At 68.8% G+C, this 24,726-nt stretch carries 19 protein-coding genes and 1 pseudogene; 11 read left to right on the top strand and 9 right to left on the bottom strand.

Annotation, left to right across the window (positions count from 1 at the left end; genetic code table 11):
* Positions 1-270: 270 nt before the first annotated feature.
* From E1B00_RS01480 to E1B00_RS01470, 3 genes are all read left to right on the top strand, one after another.
* Positions 271-1,125, top strand: coding sequence for an alpha/beta hydrolase family protein (locus E1B00_RS01480; RefSeq protein WP_139444911.1), 855 nt, complete (start codon positions 271-273; stop codon positions 1,123-1,125).
* Positions 1,126-1,128: 3 nt separating this feature from the next.
* The gene (locus tag E1B00_RS01475; protein WP_139444908.1) at positions 1,129-2,373 is read left to right on the top strand and encodes a DUF4785 domain-containing protein; all 1,245 of its coding nucleotides are present in this window, start codon (positions 1,129-1,131) and stop codon (positions 2,371-2,373) included.
* Positions 2,374-2,448: 75 nt separating this feature from the next.
* Positions 2,449-3,585 carry an MFS transporter gene (locus E1B00_RS01470; RefSeq protein WP_176693081.1) on the top strand — a complete coding sequence of 379 codons (1,137 nt, stop codon included), beginning with the start codon at positions 2,449-2,451 and terminating at the stop codon, positions 3,583-3,585.
* Between the two features lie 83 nt (positions 3,586-3,668).
* Here E1B00_RS01470 and E1B00_RS01465 read toward each other — a convergent pair whose 3' ends face one another.
* From E1B00_RS01465 to E1B00_RS01450, 4 genes are all read right to left on the bottom strand, one after another.
* Entirely contained in the window at positions 3,669-4,595 is a 927-nt protein-coding gene (locus tag E1B00_RS01465; protein ID WP_139444905.1) for a 5'-nucleotidase, read from the bottom strand.
* Positions 4,596-4,638: 43 nt separating this feature from the next.
* Positions 4,639-5,409, bottom strand: coding sequence for an NAD kinase (locus E1B00_RS01460; RefSeq protein ID WP_139447630.1), 771 nt, complete (start codon positions 5,407-5,409; stop codon positions 4,639-4,641).
* 155 nt (positions 5,410-5,564) lie between these two features.
* On the bottom strand, positions 5,565-10,478 hold the full coding sequence (locus E1B00_RS01455; RefSeq protein ID WP_139444903.1) for an NAD-glutamate dehydrogenase: 4,914 nt from the start codon (positions 10,476-10,478) through the stop codon (positions 5,565-5,567).
* Between the two features lie 132 nt (positions 10,479-10,610).
* Positions 10,611-11,774: an acyl-CoA dehydrogenase family protein gene (locus tag E1B00_RS01450; RefSeq protein ID WP_342774270.1), complete on the bottom strand. Its 1,164-nt coding sequence runs from the start codon at positions 11,772-11,774 to the stop codon at positions 10,611-10,613.
* A 144-nt stretch (positions 11,775-11,918) separates the two neighbouring features.
* Between E1B00_RS01450 and E1B00_RS01445 the strand changes: the two are divergent.
* Both E1B00_RS01445 and metH read left to right on the top strand, forming a co-directional pair.
* Positions 11,919-12,845 (top strand): annotated as a pseudogene (locus tag E1B00_RS01445) (ArsR/SmtB family transcription factor); the annotation flags it as partial.
* The gene (gene metH, locus E1B00_RS01440) at positions 12,845-16,603 is read left to right on the top strand and encodes a methionine synthase (RefSeq protein ID WP_220396222.1); all 3,759 of its coding nucleotides are present in this window, start codon (positions 12,845-12,847) and stop codon (positions 16,601-16,603) included. The pseudogene E1B00_RS01445 and the gene metH, both read left to right, overlap by 1 nt.
* A 69-nt stretch (positions 16,604-16,672) precedes the next feature.
* On the opposite strand, the gene E1B00_RS01435 is transcribed toward metH, so the two are convergent.
* From E1B00_RS01435 to E1B00_RS01415, 5 genes are all read right to left on the bottom strand, one after another.
* Positions 16,673-17,416 (bottom strand): DUF2058 domain-containing protein, encoded by a 744-nt coding sequence (locus E1B00_RS01435; protein ID WP_139444896.1) that lies wholly within the window; start codon positions 17,414-17,416, stop codon positions 16,673-16,675.
* Positions 17,417-17,432: 16 nt separating this feature from the next.
* On the bottom strand, positions 17,433-17,681 hold the full coding sequence (locus tag E1B00_RS01430; protein ID WP_139444894.1) for a SlyX family protein: 249 nt from the start codon (positions 17,679-17,681) through the stop codon (positions 17,433-17,435).
* Between the two features lie 13 nt (positions 17,682-17,694).
* On the bottom strand, positions 17,695-19,035 hold the full coding sequence (locus E1B00_RS01425) for a UDP-glucose dehydrogenase family protein (protein WP_139444891.1): 1,341 nt from the start codon (positions 19,033-19,035) through the stop codon (positions 17,695-17,697).
* 87 nt (positions 19,036-19,122) lie between these two features.
* Positions 19,123-19,923, bottom strand: coding sequence for a BamJ family beta-barrel-assembly machinery protein (gene bamJ, locus E1B00_RS01420; protein WP_139444889.1), 801 nt, complete (start codon positions 19,921-19,923; stop codon positions 19,123-19,125).
* 196 nt (positions 19,924-20,119) lie between these two features.
* Positions 20,120-20,692 (bottom strand): glutathione peroxidase, encoded by a 573-nt coding sequence (locus E1B00_RS01415; RefSeq protein WP_139444887.1) that lies wholly within the window; start codon positions 20,690-20,692, stop codon positions 20,120-20,122.
* 139 nt (positions 20,693-20,831) lie between these two features.
* Between E1B00_RS01415 and E1B00_RS01410 the strand changes: the two genes are divergently transcribed.
* From E1B00_RS01410 to E1B00_RS01385, 6 genes are all read left to right on the top strand, one after another.
* The gene (locus E1B00_RS01410) at positions 20,832-21,095 is read left to right on the top strand and encodes a hypothetical protein (RefSeq protein WP_139444885.1); all 264 of its coding nucleotides are present in this window, start codon (positions 20,832-20,834) and stop codon (positions 21,093-21,095) included.
* 1 nt (position 21,096) lies between these two features.
* A complete protein-coding gene (locus tag E1B00_RS01405; RefSeq protein WP_139444883.1) occupies positions 21,097-21,465 on the top strand; it encodes a GntR family transcriptional regulator in 369 nt (122 codons plus the stop codon).
* On the top strand, positions 21,462-22,319 hold the full coding sequence (locus E1B00_RS01400; protein WP_139444881.1) for an ABC transporter ATP-binding protein: 858 nt from the start codon (positions 21,462-21,464) through the stop codon (positions 22,317-22,319). Before E1B00_RS01405 ends, E1B00_RS01400 begins: the two co-directional genes overlap by 4 nt.
* Positions 22,316-23,305 (top strand): hypothetical protein, encoded by a 990-nt coding sequence (locus E1B00_RS01395; RefSeq protein ID WP_139444879.1) that lies wholly within the window; start codon positions 22,316-22,318, stop codon positions 23,303-23,305. The genes E1B00_RS01400 and E1B00_RS01395 overlap by 4 nt, the downstream gene beginning before the upstream one ends.
* A 78-nt stretch (positions 23,306-23,383) precedes the next feature.
* Positions 23,384-23,968 carry a YggN family protein gene (locus E1B00_RS01390; RefSeq protein WP_139444877.1) on the top strand — a complete coding sequence of 195 codons (585 nt, stop codon included), beginning with the start codon at positions 23,384-23,386 and terminating at the stop codon, positions 23,966-23,968.
* Positions 23,965-24,723 (top strand): DUF4097 family beta strand repeat-containing protein, encoded by a 759-nt coding sequence (locus E1B00_RS01385; protein WP_139444876.1) that lies wholly within the window; start codon positions 23,965-23,967, stop codon positions 24,721-24,723. Before E1B00_RS01390 ends, E1B00_RS01385 begins: the two co-directional genes overlap by 4 nt.
* Positions 24,724-24,726: the final 3 nt, after the last annotated feature.

Genomic DNA, 24,726 nt, shown 5'->3' with positions numbered 1-24,726 from the left:
CCCGCCTTCACGGCCAGCGCCCCGGCCCGCCTGTCCGGCCGCCCCCCGGGGCTGCACCCGCCGACAGCGATACTGCGCAACCCGGCGCGCCCGCGTACGGTGCGCGGCTCCATACCCTGCCGCATCGCAGCATCGAAATGTGTTGACGATCACGGATTTAGCCGTAGTGTGAACGGCCATACGCCGGCGCAGGGGAGCACCGGCTTCACCCGGACGTGGCGACGCAAGGACGGGGATCCGCGTTACGCATCGAGTTCCTGGGGAGGGATCGTGCGCTATCTACTCTTGGCCGCCTTGGCGGTCGTTTCGAGCGTGTGCAACGCCAACACCGGTGTCGCCTTCGTGCATGGCACCGGCAAGCAGACCAATGCCACCGCGGACTACTGGAAGCCCGAGTTCGTCAACAACGTGCGCGGCGGCCTGGTGGATCCGAACAACTACGTCGTCATCAACTGCGACTTCACCAAGTACATGTGGGACACCGCGGCGGCCGGCTGCCTGGCCGGGCAGCTGACGACCTTCATCAACAACCGCGGCATCACCCGGCTGATCGTCATCACCCACAGCAACGGCGGCAACGTCATGCGCTGGATCCTGTCCAACCCGACCTGGGACAGCCGCTATCCGAACATCATCAGCAAGACCGTGCGGGTGAACGCGCTGGCGCCGTCCTCGGCCGGCACGCCGCTGGCCGATGCGGTGATCGCCGGCAATGTCTTTGAAAGCGCGCTGGGCTGGCTGCTGGGCTACAAGAACGACGCCGTGCGCATGCAGCAGACCAGCTGGATGGCCAGCTACAACGCCAACTACCTGTACGGCACCAGCGGCCGCCCCGCCCTGCCCAAGACCTTCCGCAGCGTGGTCGGCACCGACGTGGATTCGGCGATCTGGGACGGCGACAGCTACTGCGGCGGTTACGCCGAGAACGTCGGCCTCGAAACCACCCAGCTGTGGCTCAACTCCTGCTCGGACGGCTTCCTCAACTGCAGCAGCCAGTCGGCGGCCGGCAGCGTCTGGTTCCAGGACAAGAGCCGCATGGCCGGCAGCGAGCCGCTGTCGCACAACCAGAGCCGCCGCGCCTGCTTCGGCCTGGACACCATCCTGCGCACCGACATGAGGTCCTGAGCCATGAACAAGAACCTCCTGACCTGCGTGATGAGCCTCGCCCTGGCGTCCACCGCCCAGGCCGCCAACCTGCTGCCGCCCGGCGACGGCGATGCCTCGCCCTCGCGCCTGGTGGCGGCGCCGCTGCCGCCCGGCGACTTCGAGCGCCAGCCGGTGTCCTTCGCCTGGGCCCTGGACCCGATGGCCGGGCTGTCGCGCCCGGCGCCCCACCTCGCGGAAAGCCGCGAGTACTGGACCCAGGTGGACGCCGCCGAACTGCAGCGCGGCATTCCCATCGACACCAGCGCGCCCGGCGCCGTGATCCGCCTGAGCCCGGTCGACGGCCGCGCCGCGGTGGATCCGTCGCTGATCCGCGTCTCCAAGTCCGGCCGCACGATCGCGCAGCCACAAAGCTTCCAGCGCACCGCCAACGCCGCCCAGCTGCGCCAGGCGGGCATGGACGTGCCCGAGGGCTCGGCGATCGTGCAGCTGGCCAAGGAGCACGGCCAGGGCCGTTTCCAGCTGCAGCTGCCCAAGGCCCGTGACCGCTACCTGGTGCATGTGTACGAACCGGAAAGCCCCTACGTGCTCAAGGCCCAGGCCGCCCGCGGCCAGCTGCTGGCCGGCGACACCCTCGAGGTGGCGGCGGTGATGCAGCGCGGCGCCAGCCCGCTGCCCGGCGGCGAACTGGAGGGCCAGCTGGTCTCGCCCTCCGGGCGCAGCTACCCGCTGAACTTCGGCGGCGGCAAGGCGCGCCTGACGGTGCCGCTGGAAGCCGGCCACGAACCGGGCCTGTGGGAAGTGCAGCTGTTCGCCGGCCAGGTGCAGGGCGGCGCCAGCGTGCAGCGTGACGCCCGAACCGCGGTGGAGATCACGCGGCCGACGGCCCGCTTCGCCGGCAGCGTGGCCTTCAACGCGGCGGCCCTGCGCTTCGACCTGCCGGTGCAGGTCGCGGCCGAGGGCCGCTACGAGCTGCGCGGCACGCTCTACGCCACCGGACGCGACGGCGTCAGCCGGCCGGTGTCGCAGGCGCAGGCGGCGACCTGGCTGCAGCCGGGCCAGCGCAACCTGTCGCTGGCCTTCCAGCGCGGGCATGTGCCCACCGGCTTCGGTGCGCCCTACGAGCTGCGTTTCCTCGAGCTCAAGGACCAGACCCGCATGGGCACCCTGGATACCCGCGAGCTGGCGGTGCGCGAACGCGGCGCCAGCCCGGTCGTGCGGCCGGTGGCTCCGGTGGTCCCGGTGCGCGGGCGCGGGGTGGAACGCTAGTTCCGGGCGCCGGGCAAACCGGCGATGATGACGGCCGGGCCTTCGGGTCCGGCCGTTTTCATTCAGGCACCCCGCATGGACGCGAGTCTCCGGCGTTTTTCCCTGTTTTATTTCTGCTACTACGCCGCACTGGGCGCCTACACGCCCTATGTCGGGCGCTGGGTGGACGCGCTGGGCCATGGCGGCTACGTCGTCGGCGGCATGCTGGGCCTGTGGTACGGCACGCGCATCCTGGCGCCGCCGGCCTGGGCGGCACTGACGGGGCGCAGCACGCAGCCGGGGCTCTGGTTCTTCGCCGGCTGCGTGCTGACCCTGGGCTGTTTCGCCGGCTTCCTGTTCACCCGCAGCGCCTGGGCCCTGCTGGCGGTGATGGCGGTGTTCGGCCTGTTCTACAACGCGGTGATGCCGCAGTTCGAGGCGATGACGCTGACCGCGCTGGGGCCGCGCAGCGACCTGTACGGGCGCCTGCGCGTCTGGGGCTCGATCGGCTTCCTGGTGGTCGCCGGCACTTATGGCGCCCTGCTCGACCGCTTCGGCGGCGATGCGTTCCCGTGGCTGTCGCTGCCGTTGTTCGCCGCGATGGTGCTGGCGGCGTGGCTGCACCGCGACGACACGCCGCCGGCGCCGGCCGATGCCGGCGGCGATGCCGGCCACCTGTGGAAACGTCCGGGCGTGCGCCGCTTCCTGGTGGTGGCGCTGCTGATGCAGATGGGCTTCGGGCCGTTCTACGTGTTCTACACCCTGCACCTGCAGGCCAACGGGCATTCGGGGGCGGTGATCGGTGGACTGTGGGCGGTGGGTGTGCTGATCGAGATCCTGATGTTCTGGCAGGCGCCGCGGCTGATCGCGCGTTACGGCGCCTCGCGCCTGCTGCTGGCCTGCCTGGCGGTAACCGTGCTGCGCTGGCTGCTCACCGCGTTCTTCGCCGATTCGCTGCCGATCATGGTCCTGGCCCAGGCCACGCATGCGCTGAGCTTCGCCACCTTCTACGCCTGCTGCATGCGCCTGATGGCGGACTTCTTCCCGGGCCGCCGCGCGGGCGCCGGCCAGAGCCTGTTCTTCGGCTTCAGCCAGGGCGTCGGCGGCGTGCTGGGCGCGGCGATGGCGGCGCTGGCGTGGGAGAGCGCCGGGGGTGGCGAGCTGGCGTTTGCGCTGGGGGCGGCGGTGACCGCGGCGGCGTGGGGTGTTTACGCGCCAAGAGCGAGGAAGTAGTGGAAAGGAAGTAGGAAGTGGAGAAGAGCTCGGCCCTGCCCGCCTTTGCCATCTCTACTTCCTACTTCCTCCCCCACTATTTCCTATCGTTCGTTGGTGACCCCAAACGGCACATGCCCGGTCGCGACGTGCCGACGCGCATTCTCGATGTTGTGCCGGCTGTCGTCGAAGAAGATGTCGGCGCCGAAGGCCTGCAGGAAGGGGCCCTTGTCGCGGCCGCCCAGAAACATGGCCTCGTCGAGGCGCACGCCCCACTCGCGCAGGGTCAGGATGACGCGTTCGTGCGCCGGTGCCGACCGCGCGGTGACCAGGGCCGTGCGGATCGGCGAGTCGTCGCCTGGCGGGAAAGCCTGCTGCAGTTCGTGCAGGGCCGCCAGGAAGCCGCGGAAGGGCCCGCCCGACAGCGGTTCGTTGACCCGGTTGGCCTCGTTGCTGTGGAAGGCGGCCAGACCCGACTCCTGCGACACCCGCTCGGACTCGTCGCCGAAGATCACCGCATCGCCGTCGAAGGCGATGCGCAGCTGCGGATGCGAAGGCTCGTAGGCCTTGGCGGGCAGGATGGTCGCGGCCGCGAAGCCGTGTTCGAGCGCGCTGCGCACCGAGGCCGGGTTGGCCGACAGGAACAGCTGCGCGCCGAAGGGCCTGATGTAGGGCCAGGTTTCGGCGCCGCTGGTGAAAACCGCTCGCACGATGCCCAGGCCGTAATGCCGGATCGAGTTGAAGATGCGCAGGCCGGTGTCGGAGGAGTTGCGCGAAAGCAGCACCACTTCCACCCGCGGCGTTTCCGGCTCGGCGCCGGCGTTGAGCGCCAGCAGCTTCTGCACCAGCGGGAAGGCGATGCCGGGCCCCAGCACTTCCTTCTCGCGGCTGCGCTGGAACTCGGCGTAGGCGTCCAGGCCGCTGGACTGGAACAGCGCGTGGCTGTCCTCCAGGTCGAACAGGGCCCGTGCGGTGATCGCGACGATCAGGCGGTCGGAGGGCTTGACGGGGGGCGAGGACAGCGGGCTCATGGGGTCCAGTGTGGCGGAACGGGGTCTCGGCGGTTGCGACGCGTCAGCTGATGAACTGTTCGTTGAGGATGCGTTCCTCGAGGTTGTGCTCGCGGTCGAACAGCAGGGTGACGGTGCGCTCGCGCGACTCGCGGATCACCACCTCGGCCACGTCGCGCACCTCGTGCGAATCGGCGGTGGCGCTGACCGGGCGCTTGTAGCCGCCCAGGACCTCCAGCTTGACCTCGGTGTCGGCCCGCAGCAGCGCGCCGCGCCAGCGCCGCGGCCGGAACGCCGCGATCGGCGTCAGCGCGATCACCTGCGAGCCCAGCGGCAGGATCGGGCCGTGCGCGGAGAAATTGTAGGCCGTGCTGCCGGCCGGCGTGGCGACCAGGGCGCCGTCGCAGACCAGTTCGTCGAGCCGCACCTGGCCGTTGAGGTAGACGCGCAGGTGCGCCGCCTGGCGGGTCTGGCGCAGCAGCGAGACTTCGTTGTAGGCCAGGGAATGCACGGTGGCGCCCGATTCGGTGGTGGCCACCATCTCCAGCGGCCGCAGCACGGTCGCCTCGGCAGCATGCAGGCGCTCGATCAGGCTCTCGGGCCGGTGCTGGTTCATCAGGAAGCCGACCGTGCCCAGCTTCATGCCGTACACCGGCCGGCCGAGCGTGCCGTGGCGGTGCAGGGTCTGGAGCATGAAACCGTCGCCGCCGAGCGCGACGATGACATCGGCTCCGTCGGGCGCGGCCTGGCCGTGCGTGGCGGTGAGTTTGGCCAGCGCCGCCTGTGCTTCCGGCGTCGGGCTGGCGAGGAAGGCGATACGCGGCTGGGCAGGCAGGCTCATGGGGCCGAGCTTACTGTAGGAGCGGCTTCAGCCGCGACCGGCTCCGGAGGGCGCCGCGACATCGCGGCCGCCTTCCCCGACCCTGCCATCACTGGCGGAGGGAAAACCCCGCGCCCACCCGTCCCGGGCGGGCGCGGTTCCAGGCGGACTCAGCGCCCGCCGGCGCTGGCGATCTGGGCCAGGCGGCGCACGGCCACCGAAAGGGTCGGATAGTCCATGCCGCGCAGGTTGCGCATGTCGGCGAACATGCCCAGCGTGTATTTGAGCGTCGCGTCGTCGCGGCCCAGCCACTGCTCCACCAGCGCCTCCGGCTTCGTGCCGGGCTTGGCAGAGGCCAGCACCTGGCCCACCAGCGCACGCTGCTGCGCCTGCAGCTCGTCGCGCAGCACGCCGCGGGCCTGAGCGTGCCAGCGGCCCTCGACCGGCAGCGCCTCGACGCTGTCCATCAGCCACTTGGTGTGCAGCGCGTCGGACAGGCCGAAATACGCCGCGGCCACGTCGGTGACCGACAGGCCCTTCTCGATCGCGACCTCGACGATGTCCAGGGCGTAGGCCAGGAACGGCAGGCTGGCGAAAGCGCCGGCCAGGTCTTCCGGGAAGCCGAGCTGGCGCCAGCGGGCCTGGTCGGCCAGCAGTTCGGCGCGCGCGCCGGCGGGCAGCACGTCGGCCATCGCCTTACGCATCGCGGCGACGCCGGCGGCGTAGCGCTCGACCTTCTCGGCGATGTTGAGGTTCTCGCCCGGACGGTTGAGCAGCCAGCGGGTCATGTTGCGCTGCAGGTGCCAGATGCCCATCAGGGCCTCGAGCTGGGCGCTCTCGGGCACCTTCAGGTCCAGGGCGTCGATGCCGGCCCACAGTTCGCGCGCGTCCAGCACTTCGCGGCTGATGGTGTAGGCCTTGGCGATCTGCGCCGGCGTCTCGCCCGTATCTTCCTGCATGCGCAGGATGAAGGTCGAGCCCATGCGGTTGACGGTGGAGTTGGTGACCGCGGTCGCGATGATCTCGCGGCGCAGGCGGTGGTTCTCCATGTCCTGGGCGTACTTCTGCTGCAGGGCGTTGGGGAAATACCGCACCAGTTCCTTGGACAGGTAGGGATCTTCCGGCACGTCCGAATCGAGCATCTGGTTGAATACGACGATCTTGTCGTAACTCAGCAGCACGCTCAGCTCCGGGCGGGTCAGGCCCTGGCCGCGCGACTTGCGGTCGTTGAGTTCGGCGTCGGTCGGCAGGAACTCGATGGCGCGGTCGAGCAGGCCCTGGCCCTCGAGCGTGCGGATGAAGTGGCCGAACGAGCCCAGGCGGGACACGCTCATGCGCTCCATCAGGCTGATGGCCTGGTTCTGGCGGTAGTTGTCGTTGAGCACGAGCTCGCCGACCTCGTCGGTCATGCTCGCCAGCAGTGCATTGCGCTGCTCCTGGCTGAGCTCGCCGCGCTTGACCGGGGCCGAGAGCAGGATCTTGATGTTCACCTCGTGGTCGGAGGTGTCCACGCCGGCGGAGTTGTCGATGAAGTCCGTGTTGACCAGCACGCCGGCCATGGCGGCCTCGATGCGGCCGCGCTGGGTCATGCCCAGGTTGCCGCCCTCGCCCACCGCCTTGCAGCGCAGTTCGTTGCCGTTGACGCGCAGGCCGTTGTTGGCGCGGTCGCCCGCGTCGGCGTGGGTCTCGCTGCTGGCCTTGACGTAGGTGCCGATGCCGCCGTTCCACAGCAGGTCCACCGGCGCCTTGAGGATGGCGTTCATCAGCTCCATCGGCGTCATCTGCTCGGTGCCCTCGGGCAGGTCAAGCGCCGCGCGCACTTGCGGGGTGATGGCGATGGACTTGACCGAACGCGGGTAGATGCCGCCGCCGGCCGAGATCAGCGACTTGTCGTAGTCCTCCCAGCTCGAGCGCGGCACCGCGAACATGCGCTCGCGCTCGACGAAGCTGCGCGCAGAATCCGGATTCGGGTCCAGGAAGATGTGGCGATGGTCGAACGCGGCGACCAGGCGGATGTGCCTGGACAGCAGCATGCCGTTGCCGAACACGTCGCCGGACATGTCGCCGATGCCGACGCAGGTGAAGTCCTGCGACTGGCTGTCGATGCCCAGCGCGCGGAAGTGGCGCTTGACCGACTCCCACGCACCCTTGGCGGTGATGCCCATGCCCTTGTGGTCGTAACCCACCGAACCGCCGGAGGCGAAGGCGTCGCCCAGCCAGAAGCCGTGCTCGGCCGAGATGCCGTTGGCGATGTCGGAGAAGGTGGCGGTACCCTTGTCGGCGGCGACCACCAGGTACGGGTCGTCGCCGTCGTGGCGAACCACATCGACCGGGTGAACGACCTCGCCATTCACCAGGTTGTCGGTGATGTCGAGCAGGCCGTTGATGAACCGCTTGTAGCAGGCGATGCCTTCGGCCAGCTGGGCGTCGCGGTCGCCGCCGACCGGCGGACGCTTGACCACGAAACCGCCCTTGGAACCGACCGGCACGATGACGGTGTTCTTCACCATCTGCGCCTTCACCAGGCCCAGCACTTCCGTGCGGAAATCCTCGCGGCGATCGGACCAGCGCAGGCCGCCGCGCGCCACCGGGCCGAAGCGCAGGTGCACGCCCTCGACAAAGGGAGAGTAGACGAAGATTTCCCGATAGGGCCGCGGTTTCGGCAGGTCCGGCACCTTCGAAGGATCGAACTTGAAGCTGATGTAGTCGCGGTGCGCGCCGCCCTTCTTCTGGTAGAAGTTGGTGCGCAGGGTCGCGTTGATCAGGGCCTCGAAGCCACGCAGGATGCGGTCGTCGTCGATGCTGGTGACGACGCTGTCGAGCAGGATCTCCAGCGCGTCGGTGCAGGCGTCGATCTGGGCGTTGCGGTCCAGGGCGCGGGCCGAGGCGATTTCCTGCGGAATGGTGTCGAGCGCGGCGCGGCGGTCCTTGGGCAGCAGCCAGGCGATCTGGTCGTGCAGGGCCTTCTGACCGGCGGCGTCGAGCGGCCGCTCGCGGCCCGGCTCGAAGCGGGCGGCGAACAGTTCGTACAGCAGGCGCGCGATCACCGGATAGCGCTGCAGCGCGTCTTCCATGTACGGCTGCGAGAACGGCACGCCGGTCTGCAGCGAGTACTTGGCGTAACCGCGCAGCATGGCGATGTCGCGCCACTCCAGGCGCGCGCTGGGCAGCAGGCGGTTGAAGCCGTCGTTCTCGGCGTCACCGCGCCAGACCGCGGCGAAGGCTTCCTCGAACGGAACGCGGGCGGCATCCACGTCGATCTCGCCACGCAGCGACTGCACTTCGAAGTGCTGGATCGAGATACGCTCCTCGTCGACCAGAAGTTCGTAGGGATGCTCGGCCAACACGCGCAGGCCGAGGTTCTCCATCACCGGAAGCACGTCGGAAAGCGCGATCTCGCTGCCCTTGCGGATCAGCTTGAAGCCGAGGGTCTCGCCCTCACCGCGGGAGAACACGATGCGCAGGTCGCTCTGACCATGCAGCTTGGACGCCTGCAGAACATCGGCCGCCGCGTTTTCGGCGCTGACCGCCTCGACGTAGCCGGCCGGGAGTCCGCGCCCATAGCGCTGGAACAGCCGCAGGCCCTGCTCTTCGCCGTGCTGGCGGACCAGGGTCTCGCGCAGCTCGTCGTGCCAGTCGCGCACGATGCCGGCCAGCGCCGCTTCCAGTTTGTCCTGGTCGAATTCGACCGGCGCGCCGGCCTTGGGGCGGATCACCAGGTGCAACTGCGCCAGCGGCGACTCACCGATCTGCACGCTGTGGTCCAGTCGCTCGCCGTTGAGCTCCTGCATGAGCAGCGCTTCGATGCGCTGGCGGATGCCGGTATTGAACCGGTCGCGCGGGATGTACACCAGGGCGGAGAAGAAGCGGCCGTAGCGGTCGCGGCGCAGGAACAGGCGCGTGCGCGCGCGCTCCTGCAACCCCAGGATGCCCATCGCGGTGCGCTGCAGTTCCTCGGCGCTGGACTGGAACAGCTCCTCGCGCGGCAGGGTTTCCAGGATGTGGCGCAGGGCCTTGCCGCTGTGGCTGGTCAGGGCCAGTCCCGAAGCCGCCATCACGTGTTCGTGGCGCTGGCGCACCAGCGGGATTTCCCACGGGCGGCGGTTGTAGGCACTGGAAGTGTAGAGACCGAGGAAGCGCTGTTCGCGCACCGCGATGCCCTTTTCGTCGAACACCAGCACGCCGATGTAGTCCATGTACCCCGGACGGTGCACCGTGGCGCGGGCATTGGTCTTGGTCAGGATCAGGGCGTCGAGCTTCTGGCCCGGGGCCAGGTCGGCCGCGGCCAGCCCGGTGATCGGGCGCGGCTGCACCAGATGGTCCTTGCCGCGCAGCAGCCCCAGGCCGCTGCCCTGCACCGCCGCCAGCTTGCGGTCGACGACTTCGTACTCGCGGTAGCCGAGGAAGGTGAAGTGGTTGTCGGCGGCCCAGCGCAGGAAAGCCTGCGCCTCGGCGCGACCGGCGGCGTCCACCGGCATCGGCCGCGAGCCGAGGTCTTCGGCGATGGCCAGCATCTTCGCGCGCATCGGCTGCCAGTCGGCGACCGATTCACGCACGTCAACCAGCGCGGCCTCGATGGCCTGGCCGATCGCCGCCATGGCCTGCGCGTCGGCCTGGCGGTCGATCTCCAGGTGCATCAGCGATTCGGCGGCGCCTTCGCCCACGGCCTGCAGATTGCCGGCGGCATCGCGGCGCATCGGCATCACCGGGTGCGCGATCTGGTGCAGGGTCAGGCCGAACTGCGACAGCGCCATGCGCACCGAGTCGACCAGGAAGGGCATGTCGTCGTTGGCGATGCGCACCACGGTGTGCGTGCTCTCGAAGCCGTCGGCGGCCTGGGTCGGATTGAGTACCGCGACCTTGGCGCGGCCGGCCTCGCGCTGGCCGGCGAAGGCCAGGAAGGAACGGGCTACTGCGGCCCAGTCGGCGGCCGGCCGGGACGCCAGCTCGTCCTCCGGCAGCCGCTCGAAGAAGCTTCGGGCGAAACGCTCCAGCAGGGCCTTCTCGGCGGCAGGGAGGCCGGCCGGCAGGGCGGCGATGACGGCATCGAGGGTATCGGCGGAAGCCAGGGCGTGGACGTTCATTGACCGCGTTCTCGCAGGACGTGGATAAAGTGCGAAATTGTAGCCCTGCGGGCAGATATGGGCCAGCTTGGGCCGGGCAAAAAAAAGCCCCGCTTCAGCGGGGCTTCGGGTACGCCGGGGTACGGAACCGGCTCAGCGCAGGCCGGTCTCGTTGCGGGCGATGACCAGGCGCTGGATCTCGCTGGTGCCTTCGTAGATCTCGGTGATCTTGGCGTCGCGGAAGTACCGTTCCAGCGGCATTTCCTTCGAATAGCCCATGCCGCCGTGGATCTGCACCGCCTGGTGGGTGATCCACATCGCCGCTTCCGAAGCGGTGAGCTTGGCGATCGCGGCCTCGGTGCTGAAACGCTGGTCCTGGCCCTTGACCCAGGCGGCGCGCAGCGTGAGCAGCAGGGCCGCGTCGAGCTTGCACTTCATGTCGGCGATCTTGGCCTGGGTCATCTGGAACGCGCCGATCGGCTGGCCGAAGGCCTTGCGCTCCTTCACGTAGGCCAGCGTGGCCTCATAGGCCGCGCGGGCCACGCCGATGGCCTGCGAGGCGATGCCGATGCGGCCGGCGTCGAGCACGCCCATCGCGATCTTGAAGCCGTGGCCTTCGTCGCCCAGCACATCCTCGGCGCCCACCACGTAGTCCTGGAACTCGATCTCGCAGGTGGCCGAGGCGCGGATGCCGAGCTTGGGCTCGGTCTTGCCGCGGTGGAAGCCGGGCTTGGTGGTGTCGATCATGAAGGCGGTGATGCCGCGCGCGCCCTTGTCCGGGTCGGTCATCGCGAACAGCACGATGTACTTGGCGACCGGGCCCGAGGTGATCCAGCTCTTCTTGCCGTTGATCACGAAGCTGCCGTCGGCCTGCTTGACGGCCTTGCAGCGCATCGCGGTGGCGTCGGAACCCGACTGCGGCTCGGTCAGCGCGAAGGCGCCGATTTCCTTGCCTTCGGCGATCGCACGCACGTACTTCTGCTTCTGCGCTTCCGTGCCGAACTTGAGGATGCCGTTGCAGAACAGCGAATTGTTCACCGACACGATGGTCGAATGCGCGCAGTCGGCGTGGGCGATCTCGACCATGGCCAGCACGTAGCTGATCGGGTCCATGCCGGCGCCGCCGTATTCGGCCGGCACTTCGATGCCCATGAGGCCGTTTTCGCCCAGGGTGCGGATGTTTTCCAGCGGGAACTCGCCGGTACGGTCGTGGTGCTCGGCGCTGGGCGCGATCTTCTCCTGCGCGATGCGCCGGGCCACGTCCTGGATCATCAGCTGCTCTTCGGTGAATCGGAAATCCACGGCATGCCCTCGAATTGGATACGGCGAAGGCCGCAATTGTAGCCGCTGGCGCCGCCGGGCACAGGTGCGCGCGGCGTGAAGCCGGACCCGTGCGCCTTGACGCCCCTGTGCAGCAGGCCTAACCTTTCCATATCTTTGAATCCGGATGAAAGGATAAATATGGACCTCGAAGCCTGGTCGGCCTGTCTGAAGGTCCTGGCCGACCCGACCCGGGTCCGGCTGCTGGCCCTGCTTGAGCGGGAGGAACTGACCGTCGCCGAGCTGTCCTCGATCACCCGCCTGGCCCAGCCCCGGGTCTCGACCCACCTGGCGCGGCTCAAGGAAGCCGACCTGGTGCGCGACCGCCGCGCCGGCGTCTCCGCCTACTACCGCTTCAACGCCGAGTCCCTGGACCCGGCCGAGCGACGCCTGTGGGAGGCCCTGCGCGACAGCACCGACGACCCCCTGCTGCGCCAGGACGCCGAGCACCTGCCGGCCGTGCTGGCCGCGCGCGCCTCGGACCAGAACTGGGCCGACTCGGTCGCCGGCGACATGGAGCGCCACTATTCGCCCGGCCGCACCTGGGAAGCCCTGGCCCGATCCACCCTGCCCCTGCTCGAGCCCGGCGACGTGCTCGACGTCGCCTCGGGCGACGGCGTGCTGGCCGAACTGCTGGCTCCGCACGCCCGCCGCTACGTCTGCGTTGACTCCAGCGCGCGCGTGGTCGGCGCGGCGCGCGAGCGCCTGAAGAAGTACCGGCATGTCGAGGTGACCGAGGGCGACATGCAGGCGCTGACTCAGCCCAACGCCAGCTTCGACCTGGTGCTGCTGATGCACGCGCTCACCTACGCCGCCAAGCCGGGCCTGGCCATCGCCGAAGCGGCGCGGGTGCTGCGCCGCGGCGGCCGCCTGGTCGCCACCTGCCTGGGCAAGCACGAACACCAGGCCGCGGTGACGCCCTATGGCCACGTCAATCTCGGCTTCACCGTAAAGGACCTGCGCCGCCATGCGGAAAAGGCGGGGCTCGAGGTCACCGTCTGCGAGGCCGTCACCCGCGAGAAGCGCCCTCCGCATTTCGAAGTGCTCACCCTGCTGGCCCGCAAACCTTGAAGACCCTGCCCTGGCACAACCCGGCCCGCACCGCGGCGCTGCTCGAGGCCCTGTCCCGCCGCATCCTGGTCATTGACGGCGCGATGGGCACGATGATCCAGCGCCATTCGCTGGACGAATCGGCCTATCGCGGTGAACGTTTCGCCCGGGGTTACGATGGCCTGCGTTTCTCCGAGGGCCATGCGCACGGCGCGGGCTGCGGCTGCGAAGGGCACGACCTCAAGGGCAACAACGACCTGCTCACGCTCACCCGCCCCGACGTGATCGCCGGCGTGCATCGGGCCTACCTGGCCGCGGGCGCCGACCTGATCGAGACCAATACCTTCAATTCCACGGCGGTGTCGCAGGCCGACTACCGGCTCGAACACCTGGTGCCCGAACTCAACCGCGAGGCCGCAAAGCTGGCCCGGGCCTGCTGCGACGAGTTCGAGGCGAAGGATCCGTCGCGCCCGCGCTACGTGGTCGGCGTGCTGGGCCCGACCAGCCGCACGGCCTCGATCAGCCCCAGGGTCGAGGACGCGGGCTTCCGGAACATCCACTTCGACGAGCTGGTCGCCAACTACATCGACGCCGGCCGCGCCCTGGTCGAGGGCGGCGCCGACCTCCTGATGGTCGAGACGGTGTTCGACACGCTCAACGCCAAGGCGGCGCTGTATGCGATCGAGGAGCTGTTCGAGCAGCTCGGCGCGCGCCTGCCGGTGATGGTGTCGGGCACCATCACCGACCGCAGCGGCCGCACGCTCTCGGGCCAGACCGCCGAAGCCTTCTGGTATTCGCTCCGCCACGCCCGCCCGCTGTCGATCGGCCTGAACTGCGCGCTTGGCGCGCGCGACCTGCGCGCTCACGTGGACATGCTGTCCCAGGTCGCCGATACCCACGTCAGCTGCCATCCCAACGCCGGCCTGCCGAACGCCTTCGGCGGCTACGACGAGGGCCCGGCCGAAACCGCGGGCGTGCTGCGCGAGTTCGCCGAAGCGGGCCTGCTGAACATCGTCGGCGGCTGTTGCGGCACCACACCCGAGCACATCGCGGCGATCGCCGAAGCGGTGGACGGCCTGCGGCCGCGCGCGATCCCGGCAGTTGCGCCGTACACGCGGCTGGCGGGCCTGGAACCCTTCGTCATCACGCCGCAGACGAACTTCGTCAATGTCGGCGAGCGCACCAATGTCACCGGCTCGATCCAGTTCAAGAAGCTGATCCTGGAGGGCCGCTACGACGAGGCCCTGGTCGTGGCGCGCCAGCAGGTCGAAAACGGCGCCCAGGTCATCGACGTCAACATGGACGAGGGCATGCTGGATGCCGAGGCTGCCATGGCGCGCTTCCTCAACCTGATCGCCGCCGAACCCGACATCGCCCGCGTGCCGGTGATGATCGACAGCTCGAAGTGGAGCGTGATCGAGGCGGGCCTGAAGTGCGTGCAGGGCAAGGCCATCGTCAACTCGATCTCGATGAAGGAGGGCGAGCAGGCCTTCCTCGAGCACGCCGCCAAGGTGCGCCGCCACGGCGCCGCGGTGGTGGTGATGGCCTTCGACGAGGTCGGCCAGGCCGACACCTACGAACGCAAGGTCGAGATCTGTTCGCGGGCGCATGCGCTGCTGACCGACGCGGGCTTCCCGCCCGAAGACATCATCTTCGACCCGAACATCTTCGCCATCGCCACCGGCATCGAGGAGCACGACGGTTATGCCGTGGCCTTCATCGAGGCCACGCGCGAGCTGAAGAGGCGCTTCCCGCTGAGCCACGTCTCCGGCGGTGTGTCGAACGTGTCGTTCTCCTTCCGCGGCAACAACGCCGTGCGCGAGGCCATCCACGCCGTGTTCCTGTACCACGCCATCCGCGAGGGCATGGACATGGGCATCGTCAACGCCGGTGCGCTGGCGCTGTACGACGACCTGGACCCGGCGCTGCGCGAAGCGGTCGAGGACGTGGTGCTCAACCGCCGCGGCGACGGCACCGAGCGCCTGCTGGCCGAGGCCGAGAAGCACAAGGCGAAGAAGGGCGAGGTCAAGACCGAGGACCTGGCCTGGCGCGGCTGGAGCGTCGAGGAGCGCATCAAGCATGCCCTGGTGCACGGCATCGACAAGTTCGTCGAGGCCGACACCGAGGAGGCCCGCCTGCAGGCCCCGCGCCCGCTGGCGGTGATCGAGGGCCCGCTGATGGCCGGCATGAACGTGGTCGGCGACCTGTTCGGCGCGGGCAAGATGTTCCTGCCCCAGGTGGTGAAGTCGGCACGCGTGATGAAGAAGGCGGTCGCCATCCTCATCCCCTACATCGAGGCCGAAAAACTGCTCAACGGCGACAGCGGAAAGCCCAAGGGCAAGGTGCTGATGGCCACCGTCAAGGGCGACGTGCACGACATCGGAAAGAACATCGTCGGCGTGGTGCTGGCCTGCAACAACTTCGACGTGGTGGACCTGGGCGTGATGGTGCCGGCGCAGACGATCCTGGACCGCGCCCGCGAGGAAAAAGTCGACATCATCGGCCTCTCGGGCCTGATCACGCCGTCGCTGGAGGAGATGAGCCACGTCGCGAAGGAGATGAAGCGGCAGGGTTTCGACATCCCTCTGATGATCGGCGGCGCGACCACCTCGCGCGCGCACACCGCGCTCAAGATCGACCCGCACTACGCCTCGCCCGTGGTCTGGGTGAAGGACGCGTCGCGCGCGGTCGGCGTCACCCAGTCCCTGCTCAGCGCCGACCTGCGCGCGCCCTTCGTCGCCGCCAACGAGGCCGACTACGCCGACGTGCGCGCCCGCCACGCCAACCGTGGCGAAGCCAAACCGCTGATGCCGCTCGAGCGCGCCCGCCGCAAGAAGTTCGACGGCGGCTGGGAGCAGTACCTGCCACCGGCGCCGCTGAAGCCCGGCCTGACCGTGTTCGACGACTACCCGCTGGACGACCTGCGCGGCGTGATCGACTGGACGCCCTTCTTCCAGACCTGGGAGCTTGCGGGGCGCTATCCGGCCATCCTCGACGACGCCGTGGTCGGTGCGCAGGCGCGGGAACTCTTCCGCGATGCCAGGGCCATGCTCGACCGCATCATCGGCGAGAAGTGGCTGACCGCGAAGGCCGTGGTCGGCCTGTGGCCGGCGAACGCCGTCGGCGACGACATCCACCTGCAGGCCGGCGACCACTCCGCCGTGCTGCACTGCCTGCGCCAGCAGGCCGACAAGCCCGACGACCGGCCGAACCTGTGCCTGGCCGATTTCATCGCGCCCAAGGACAGCGGCCGCCAGGACTGGGTCGGCGCCTTCGCGGTGACCGCCGGCCTGGGCATCGAACCGCACGTGGCCCGCTTCGAAGCCGACAACGACGACTACAACGCCATCCTGCTCAAGGCCCTGGCCGATCGTCTCGCCGAGGCCCTGGCCGAACGCCTGCACCAGCGCGTGCGCACCGAACTCTGGGGCTACGCGCCGGACGAGGCGCTGGACAACGAGTCGCTGATCCGCGAGCAGTACCAGGGCATCCGCCCGGCCCCGGGTTATCCGGCCTGCCCGGAGCACAGCGAGAAGGCGACGATCTTCCGGCTGCTGGAGGCCGAAAGACACACCGGACTGATGCTGACGGAGAGCTTCGCGATGTATCCCGCGGCGGCGGTCAGCGGCCTGTACTTCTCGCACCCGGGCAGCCAGTACTTCGTGGTGGGCCGCGTCTCGCGCGAACAGGCCGCCGACTACGCCCGCCGAAAGGGCGTCAGCCTGACGCAAGCCGAGCGCTGGCTCGCGGCCAACCTCGACTACGACCCCGAATGAGTGCAGGGGTCAGACCACCTTTTCCGGCTCCATGGAAAAGGTGCTCTGACCCCGGATTTCACCGCCGGTTCACCACACCAGGTCGTCAGGCACCTGGTACTGCGGGTCCGCATACGGGTCGTCGCCCGCGGGCGCATCCGGGTCCACGCGCAGCGCCAGCGCCGGCGCGAAGATCGCCTCGACCTCGGCCAGCAGCGCCGCCGGCACCAGCAGGTAGCGGCCATCGAGCTGCACGACGCCCAGTTCGCCGGCGTTGAGCGCCTTGAGCTGGGCCTCGGTGACATGGACGCGCTTGATCTTGCCGCCATAGGGGAAATGCCGGGCGATCTCGGCCGCCGGGTCGTTGACCGACTTGTCCTTCAGGAACTCGGCGAGCCGCGCCTTGGCTTCGCGGCGCAGGCGGGCTTCTTCCTGGCGCAGGCGTTCGGCCTCGATGCGCTCTTCCTTTTCCTTCTGGGCGCGGATGGCGTAGGCCTTGCCCAGGTCGATCTCTTCCTGCGTGCGCGGCCGGGACGGCCGCGGCTTGCCGCTGCCCTGCCCCGGCTTGCCAGCGGGTCGGCCGTTCGATTCGCCGGGTTTGCCGGCGGGACGGCCGTGCGGCGCACCGGGCTTGCGATCGGGCCGGCCGCGCGATTCGCCGGGCTTGCCGGCGGAACGCGGACGGCCGTCGCCGCGGCGTTCACCGGGCTTGGCGTTCTTTCCGGCATCGGCCTCGGGACGACGGTCCTGGCGCGGGCGCGGCTCGGGCTTGCGCTCCGGCTCGGGCGCCTTGAAGCCCAGGCCCAGCAGTTTTTCGCGCAGGGAATTGCTCATCGTGACGTGCCTTCGTTCAGTAGTGCGGCGGCGGCGGTTCGTCGCCGGGGTCCGCATAGAGCAGCGTGCGGACCTGCTTGAGGTCGGCCAGCGCGCGCTGCAGCATTTCGCTGTTCCGGGTCGATTCCAGGCGCGTTTCCGCGAGCGCGTCGCTCATTTCGGACAACGCATGCTCCTGGAAGGCGACGCGGGTTTCCAGCTCGGCCAGGCGCGCTTCGATGGCGCTGGCGGCCGGGGACGGCAGGGAATCGTTCGACGACGGCATCAGGGGCTCCGGTTCAGTCCTTGCGCAAGCTGCGGCCGCGACCAATACCGTAGTAGGCCAGGCCCGCCGCCTCGACCGAAGCCGGATCGTAGATGTTGCGGCCGTCGAACACCGCGCGTTCGCGCAGGGCGCCGGCGAGTGCGGCGAAATCCGGATTCCAGAACGCCTTCCACTCGGTGACCACCACCAGCGCATCGGCGCCCTGCAGGGCTTCGGCCGGCGTCCTGCAGAAGACCAACCCGGGATGCTCGCCGAAGATCCGCCGGGCCTCGTCCATCGCCTCGGGGTCGTGGGCGCGCACGGTGGCGCCGGCGGCCTGCAGCTGCTCTATCAGGGTACGGCTCGAGGCCTCGCGCATGTCGTCGGTATTGGGCTTGAACGCCAGGCCCCAGACCGCGAAGCAGCGGCCGGAGAGCCGGCCGTCGAAATGCCGCTGCAGAAGTTCGAAGAGCTTGGACTTCTGACTGTGGTTGACAGCTTCCACCGCCTCCAGCAGCCGGGCGTCGTAGCCGTACTGGCGGGCAGTGCGGCCCAGCGCCTGCACGTCCTTTGGGAAACACGAGCCGCCGTAACCGGCGCCCGGGTAGATGAAGTGGTAGCCGATGCGCGGATCGGAGCCGATCCCGTGCCGGACCATCTCGATGTCGGCGCCGACACGCTCGGCGATGTTCGCCATCTCGTTCATGAAGCTGATCTTGGTCGCCAGCATGGCGTTCGCGGCGTACTTGGTCAGCTCGGCCGAACGCTCGTCCATGACCACGATGCGCTCGTGGTTGCGGTTGAAGGGCGCGTAAAGGCGCTTCATGCGCTCGATCGCCGCGGGGCTGCGCGAGCCCAGCACGATGCGGTCCGGGCGCATGCAGTCGTTGACCGCGGCGCCTTCCTTGAGGAATTCAGGGTTGGACACCACGTCGAAAGCGATCGTCGCACCACGCGCGGCCAATTCGGCGTCGATCGCCGTGCGCACGCGATCGGCGGTGCCGACCGGCACGGTGGACTTGTTGACCACGATCGCGGGCCGCACCAGGCTCTGGCCGATCGTGCGCGCTACGGCCAGCACGTACTGCAGGTCGGCGCTGCCGTCTTCGTCGGGCGGCGTGCCGACCGCGATGAACAGGATCTCGCCGTGCGCGATCGCGCTGACCGGATCGGTGGTGAACGCCAGGCGCCCGGCGCCGTGGTTGGCCAGCACCATATCTTCGAGCCCCGGCTCGTAGATCGGCACCACGCCGCGGTTCAGACCTTCGACCTTGGCCTCGTCGATGTCCACGCAGACCACGTCGTGCCCGACTTCGGCCAGGCAGGCGCCAGTGACGAGGCCGACATAACCGGTTCCGAATACGGTGACTTTCATGCGTCTACCCCGCGAACCCGGGGCATCCTGCCCCCGAAAACAAACCGGCGCCGGGAAGCCTCCCGGCGCCGGCCGATGTTGGCACGATTACTTGACGATCTCGATCAGCTCGACTTCGAAGGTCAGCATCGAGTTCGGCGGGATCGGGCCGCCGCCGTTCTCGCCGTAGCCGAGTTCGGACGGGATCCAGAAGGTGTACTTGCTGCCGACCGGCATCAGGGCGACGCCCTCGGACCAGCCCGGGATGACCTGGTTGAGGCCGAACTCGGCCGGCTGGCCGCGCTCGTAGGAGCTGTCGAACACGGTGCCGTCGAGCAGGGTGCCCTTGTAGTGGACGCGCACGACGTCAGTGGCGGCGGGCTGCGGGCCGTTGCCGGCGCGCTCCACGCGGTACTGCAGGCCGCTCTCGGTGGTCTTGACGCCCGGCTTGTCCTTGTTGGCGACCAGGAACGCCGCGCCCTCTTCCTTGCCCTTGGCCGCCTTGGCGGCCTGTTCGGCGGCCTGCTTGGCCTGCAGCTTGGCGGTGAAGGCTTCCTGGATCTTGAGCGACTGCTCGTCGGTCAGCTTCGGAGTTTCACCGGCGAAGGACGCGGCCATGGCCTCGGCGATCACCTCCACATCCAGGTCGTCCTTGATCGGCGCCAGCGACTTGGCCATGTCCAGGCCGATCATGTAGCTGACCTGCTTCTTCTCGGTCTCCAGGCCCTCGATGCCGGCGACGGCGGGCGCGCCCGGTTCGGTCTTGGCGGCCTCGTCGGTCGTGGCCGCAGCGGCGGTCTCGGTCCCGGCCTCGCCCTCGTCCTTGTTCTCGGACTTGTTGCAGGCACTGAGGGAGAGCACCAGGCTGGCCAGGACCAGCGGCGCGGCGAATCGCAGGGCGGAATTCATTGCAGAAGCACTCCTGAAAGGGCGGGCCGGGTCGGCACGTCGGCGGCTATTGTCGCGGCGCGCAGCCGCTACGGCAATCGTGGCCGTTGTAGCGGTTCAGGCGGGGCCCCGGGTGGGAGCCACGGGCGAAGCTGTACCTCGCGCCTTTTGCCCACCGCTCACCGCCGCCCACTGGAGACGGTGCCGCCAACCGGCCTCAGGACTTGCCGGCAGGCTTCGCGGGCGCGGGCGCGGCCAGCAGCTTCTCGATCTCCGCCACCAGCTTCGGATCATCAGGCGTCGTGCGGCTGCCGAAGCTGGCCACGACGTCGCCGTTGCGGTCGATCAGGTACTTGTGGAAGTTCCAGCCCGGCGCTTCGCCCGTGGCCTTGGCCAGGTCCGCGTAAAAGGGCGTGGCTTCGCCGCCGCGCACCTGCACCTTCTCGAACATGGGGAACTTCACGCCATAGGTGAGCGTGCAGAACTCCTGGATCTGCTCTTCGCTGCCCGGCTCCTGGCCCATGAAATCGTTGGACGGAAAGCCGAGCACGGCGAAACCGCGATCCTTGTACTTGGCATGCATGGCCTCGAGCCCCTCGTACTGGGGCGTGAAGCCGCATTTGCTGGCGGTATTGACCACCAGCAGCACCTGGCCGCCATAGGTCGCCTGCAGGTTCACGGTTTCCTTGCCCGCCAGCCGGCGGAAATCCCGATCCAGCAGGGAATCCCCGGCCAGGACGGGGGTTGCGGCCAGCAGGCCGGTCAGCACCAGGGTTGCCCAAGACTTCATTTGACGCCCTCCCCCGGCCCACGCCGGTCTATGCCATCAGTTTGGCCCCGAAAGTGTGCACGGGGTGTTGACAGGGCGAAATCTAGTGTTATAGTTACCTACAACACCTGATCGTTACCTCACCAAGACGGGAGGCGGTATGTACCCCAAATTCAAGATCAACCTGATCGGACTGGCCGTGGCACTGGGCTTCGTTCTGGCCGGCTTCGGGCTGGGCGAACCGCCCCGCGCCTCCGCCGACCTCGGCGCCTCGCCGGCGTCGCTGATCCAGGCCAGCGCCCAGTCGGTCATCGAGGCCGAAATCCCGGCCTCGGTCCGCACGGTCCGCCGCGGCGCCCTGAAGCGGCACCTGGCGATGCCCTACGTTTCTTTCGCGGCCCTGACGCCGCGCCAGGAGTCCTGAGATGAATATCGCCTGGAACGACAGCGCGCCCATCTACCGGCAGCTCAAGGACAAGGTCGTGGCGATGATGCTCGACGGCGTCCTGCAGCCCGGCGAGGCCCTGCCCTCGGTGCGCCAGATCGCCGCCGAGTACCAGCTCAATCCGATCACTGTCTCCCGCGCCTACCAGGAGCTGGCAGACGAAGAACTCGTGGAAAAACGAAGGGGACTTGGCATGTACGTCACTGAAGGGGCCCGTGAAAAGCTGCTGGCATCCGAGCGCGACCGCTTCCTGAAGGAAGAGTGGCCGCTGGTCGTGGAGCGCATCCAGCGCCTGGGCTTGGACATCGAGAAGCTGATGAACAGCGCCGACAAGGAGAGCAAGCGATGAGCGCCGTGATCTCCGCCAAGAACCTCCGCAAGTCGTACAAGGGCAAGGCCGCGGTCGACAACATCAGCTTCGAGATCCCGGCCGGCCGGATCGTCGGCCTGATCGGCCCGAACGGCTCGGGCAAGACCACCACCCTGAAGGCGGCCCTGGGCCTGGTGCCCTTCGAGGGCGAGCTCAAGGTGCTCGGCAAGGACCCGCGCGGCCAGCGCGACGAGCTGATGCAGGACGTGTGCTTCATCGCCGACGTGGCCGTGCTGCCGCGCTGGCTGAAGGTGAAGGACGCGGTGGACTTCGTGGCCGGCGTGCACCCGCGCTTCGACCGCAAGAAGGCCGAGGCCTACCTGGCGCACACCAAGCTGACGCCGGGAATGAAGGTCAAGGAGATGTCCAAGGGCATGATCGTGCAGCTGCACCTGGCGCTGGTGATGGCGATCGACGCCAAGCTGCTGGTGCTGGACGAGCCGACCCTGGGCCTGGACATCCTCTACCGCAAGCAGTTCTACCAGAACCTGCTGGAGGACTATTTCGACGAGCAGAAGACGATTGTCGTCACCACGCACCAGGTGGAAGAGATCGAACACATCCTCACCGACCTGATGTTCATCCGCGAAGGCAAGATCGTGCTTTCCGCCAGCATGGATGACGTCGGGGAGCGCTTCCACGAAGTGATGGTCCCGGCCGACAAGGCAGAGGCCGCCCGCGCCCTCAAGCCGATAGACGAGCGCTCGGTGTTCGGCAAGGCCGTGATGCTGTTCGACGGCATCCCCCGGCAGCAGCTCGCCGAGTACGGTGAGGTGCGCAACCCCGGCATCGCCGACCTGTTCGTCGCCACCATGAAAGGAACCTACGCATGAACACCTTCAACTGGCTGCTCAAGCGCGAATACTGGGAACATCGCGGCGGCTTCTTCTGGGCCCCGCTGGTGACCGGCGCCATCTTCCTGCTGCTGAGCATCATGGCGATCATCGCCGGTGAAAGCGTCCGCCGCTCGGTCGAGAACAGCGACGGCATCCAGATGAACGGCGTCGAGCTGTCCCAGCTCACCAAGACGCTGTCGCCGAAGGAAATGGCGGAACTGGGCGGCGGCCTCGACCTGGGTACGCTGGCCGCGGGCTCCTGGCCCTTCATCGTGCTGGCGTTCGTGGTGTTCTTCTACTGCCTCGGCGCGCTGTACGACGACCGCAAGGACCGCAGCATCCTGTTCTGGAAGTCGCTGCCGCTGTCCGATGGCCAGACCGTGCTGTCCAAACTCGCCAGCGCCCTCGTGGTCGCCCCGGTGATCGCCACCGTCGCCGCCATCGGCACCGCCTTCGGCTTCCTGGTGATCCTGAGCGCCTATGCCGGCATCTACGGCGGCAACCCGTTCGAGCTGATCTGGGGGCCGGCCAGCCCGCTCAACGTCGCCTTCAGCCTGGTCGCCGCACTGCCCGTCTATGCGCTCTGGGCTCTGCCCACCGTCGGTTGGCTGCTGCTGGTCTCGGCCTGGGCGCGCACCAAGCCCTTCCTGTGGGCGCTGCTGGTGCCGCTGTTCTCCGGCGTGCTGGTCAGCTGGTTCGACGTGATGGAAATGTTCGGCCTGAAGGCCGAGTGGTACTGGGCCCACGTGGTCGGCCGCCTGCTGACCGGCACCGTGCCGGGCATGGACATGATCTACCGCGGCGCCAACGACCCGGCGATGGCGAACTTCAACCCGGACGGCCCGCAGGACATCGTGGCCCTGTTCTCGGCCCAGAACACCTGGGGCGCCTTCGCCACGATCGACCTCTGGGTCGGTGCGGCGGCCGGCGTGGCGATGATCTTCGCCGCCGTCTACTTCCGCCGCTCCCGCGACGAAGGTTGACATGAGTGCAGCGGGAGGCCTGCGCGCCTCCCGCTGCCGTTCCAGCAAGTGGCGTTTCGCAACCGAGGAACCGTCCCTATGAACCGAACGCTCCAGACCGCCGCCTTCGCCCTGCTTGCCACGGCCGTCCTAGCCGCCTGCGGCCGCGAGACACCGGCGGAATCGCAGGATGGCTTCAACCGCATCGCTGACCGCGCGGTCAACGAAATCCGTGAAGAAATGGCCACCGAGAACATCAGCCTCGGCCGGGGCCATTCCGATCTGCCCGAGGCCGAACTCACGCCCCAGGGCGACCTGGTCATCGACGGCAAGACGCTGGTCCTGGATCCCAAGCAGCGCGAACTGGCCCTGGCCTACCGTCGCCAGCTGGCCCGGGTCGCGGAAACCGGCGCCCGGGTGGGCATCGAGGGCGCCAAGCTGGCCAGCAAGGCCATGGCCGAAGCCGCCCGCGCCATGGTCAACGGCGAGGACCGGGACGCGGAGGCACGCATCGAAGCCGACGCGGCGGCCGTTCGCGCCGGCGCCAAGGCGCTCTGCGAACACCTGCCGGCCCTGCACGCAGCCCAGCAGGACCTCGCCGCCGCCGTACCGGAATTCGCGCCTTACGCAACCATGGACCGCAAGGAATTCGACGACTGCCACGCCGAGGTCGCCAAGTCATGAAGAAGCTGCTCCTGCTCGCCCTGCTCAGCCCGGGCCTGGCCTGGGCCTCGGACTGCGAACACAGCCAGGATCGTTCGCTCGAGCTCGACCTCGCCGGCGTGCGCGCCGTGCGCATCGAGATCGGCGCCGGCAACCTGCGCCTGGCCCCGTCCGGCCCCACCGGCGCGCGTTTCGGTGCGCGGGCCTGCGCGTCCTCGCCGGAACTGTTCGGCCAGCTCACGCTGGAGCAGCGCCGGGACGGCGATCGGCTGGTCATCGTCGCGCGCCGCGAGGGCTATTCGATCGGCTGGAACATTCCCAAGTACGCCTATCTGGACATCGACGCCCAGCTTCCAGCCGACCTGGCCTACGAAGTGAAGGTCGGGTCCGGCGACGCCGAGGTATCGAACCTGCGGACGCTGCGGGCCGATGTCGGCTCCGGCGACCTGGACGTGCGCGGCATCGCCGGCCTGTTCGAGGTCGAAGTCGGCTCGGGCGACGTGATCGCCGCTGACGTCGGCGAACTGCGGGTCTCCTCGGTCGGCTCGGGCGACCTGGAAGTCGCCGGAGTGCGCGGCAACGTGATGGTCCACGACATCGGTTCGGGCGACGTGGACCTGCGCCGGGTCGGCGGAAACGTCGAAATCGCCTCGATCGGCTCCGGCGACGCCGACGTCGACGAAGTCACCGGCGACCTGCGCGTCGTCGAGGTCGGCAGCGGCGACGTGTCCCCCAGCCGCATCGGCGGCCGCACCCAGCTGCCCGCCGACGACTGAGCC

It is taken from the genome of Arenimonas terrae (genome assembly GCF_006265115.1).
GTDB classification, from domain to species: domain Bacteria; phylum Pseudomonadota; class Gammaproteobacteria; order Xanthomonadales; family Xanthomonadaceae; genus Arenimonas; species Arenimonas terrae.
The sequence above is the reverse complement of the archived record's forward strand: the minus strand, read 5'-3'. Positions and strand labels throughout refer to the sequence as shown.

Excerpts from the sequence above, each read along its gene's own strand:
- E1B00_RS01435 (WP_139444896.1), bottom strand. The coding sequence starts at position 17,416 with ATGAGCAATTCCCTGCGCGAAAAACTGCTGGGCCTGGGCTTCAAGGCG.
- E1B00_RS01470 (WP_176693081.1), top strand. The coding sequence starts at position 2,449 with ATGGACGCGAGTCTCCGGCGTTTTTCCCTGTTTTATTTCTGCTACTAC.
- E1B00_RS01475 (WP_139444908.1), top strand. The coding sequence starts at position 1,129 with ATGAACAAGAACCTCCTGACCTGCGTGATGAGCCTCGCCCTGGCGTCC.
- E1B00_RS01430 (WP_139444894.1), bottom strand. The coding sequence starts at position 17,681 with ATGCCGTCGTCGAACGATTCCCTGCCGTCCCCGGCCGCCAGCGCCATC.
- bamJ (WP_139444889.1), bottom strand. The coding sequence starts at position 19,923 with ATGAATTCCGCCCTGCGATTCGCCGCGCCGCTGGTCCTGGCCAGCCTG.
- E1B00_RS01405 (WP_139444883.1), top strand. The coding sequence starts at position 21,097 with ATGAATATCGCCTGGAACGACAGCGCGCCCATCTACCGGCAGCTCAAG.
- E1B00_RS01400 (WP_139444881.1), top strand. The coding sequence starts at position 21,462 with ATGAGCGCCGTGATCTCCGCCAAGAACCTCCGCAAGTCGTACAAGGGC.
- E1B00_RS01385 (WP_139444876.1), top strand. The coding sequence starts at position 23,965 with ATGAAGAAGCTGCTCCTGCTCGCCCTGCTCAGCCCGGGCCTGGCCTGG.
- E1B00_RS01465 (WP_139444905.1), bottom strand. The coding sequence starts at position 4,595 with ATGAGCCCGCTGTCCTCGCCCCCCGTCAAGCCCTCCGACCGCCTGATC.
- E1B00_RS01425 (WP_139444891.1), bottom strand. The coding sequence starts at position 19,035 with ATGAAAGTCACCGTATTCGGAACCGGTTATGTCGGCCTCGTCACTGGC.
- E1B00_RS01415 (WP_139444887.1), bottom strand. The coding sequence starts at position 20,692 with ATGAAGTCTTGGGCAACCCTGGTGCTGACCGGCCTGCTGGCCGCAACC.
- E1B00_RS01390 (WP_139444877.1), top strand. The coding sequence starts at position 23,384 with ATGAACCGAACGCTCCAGACCGCCGCCTTCGCCCTGCTTGCCACGGCC.
- E1B00_RS01395 (WP_139444879.1), top strand. The coding sequence starts at position 22,316 with ATGAACACCTTCAACTGGCTGCTCAAGCGCGAATACTGGGAACATCGC.
- E1B00_RS01410 (WP_139444885.1), top strand. The coding sequence starts at position 20,832 with ATGTACCCCAAATTCAAGATCAACCTGATCGGACTGGCCGTGGCACTG.
- E1B00_RS01455 (WP_139444903.1), bottom strand. The coding sequence starts at position 10,478 with ATGAACGTCCACGCCCTGGCTTCCGCCGATACCCTCGATGCCGTCATC.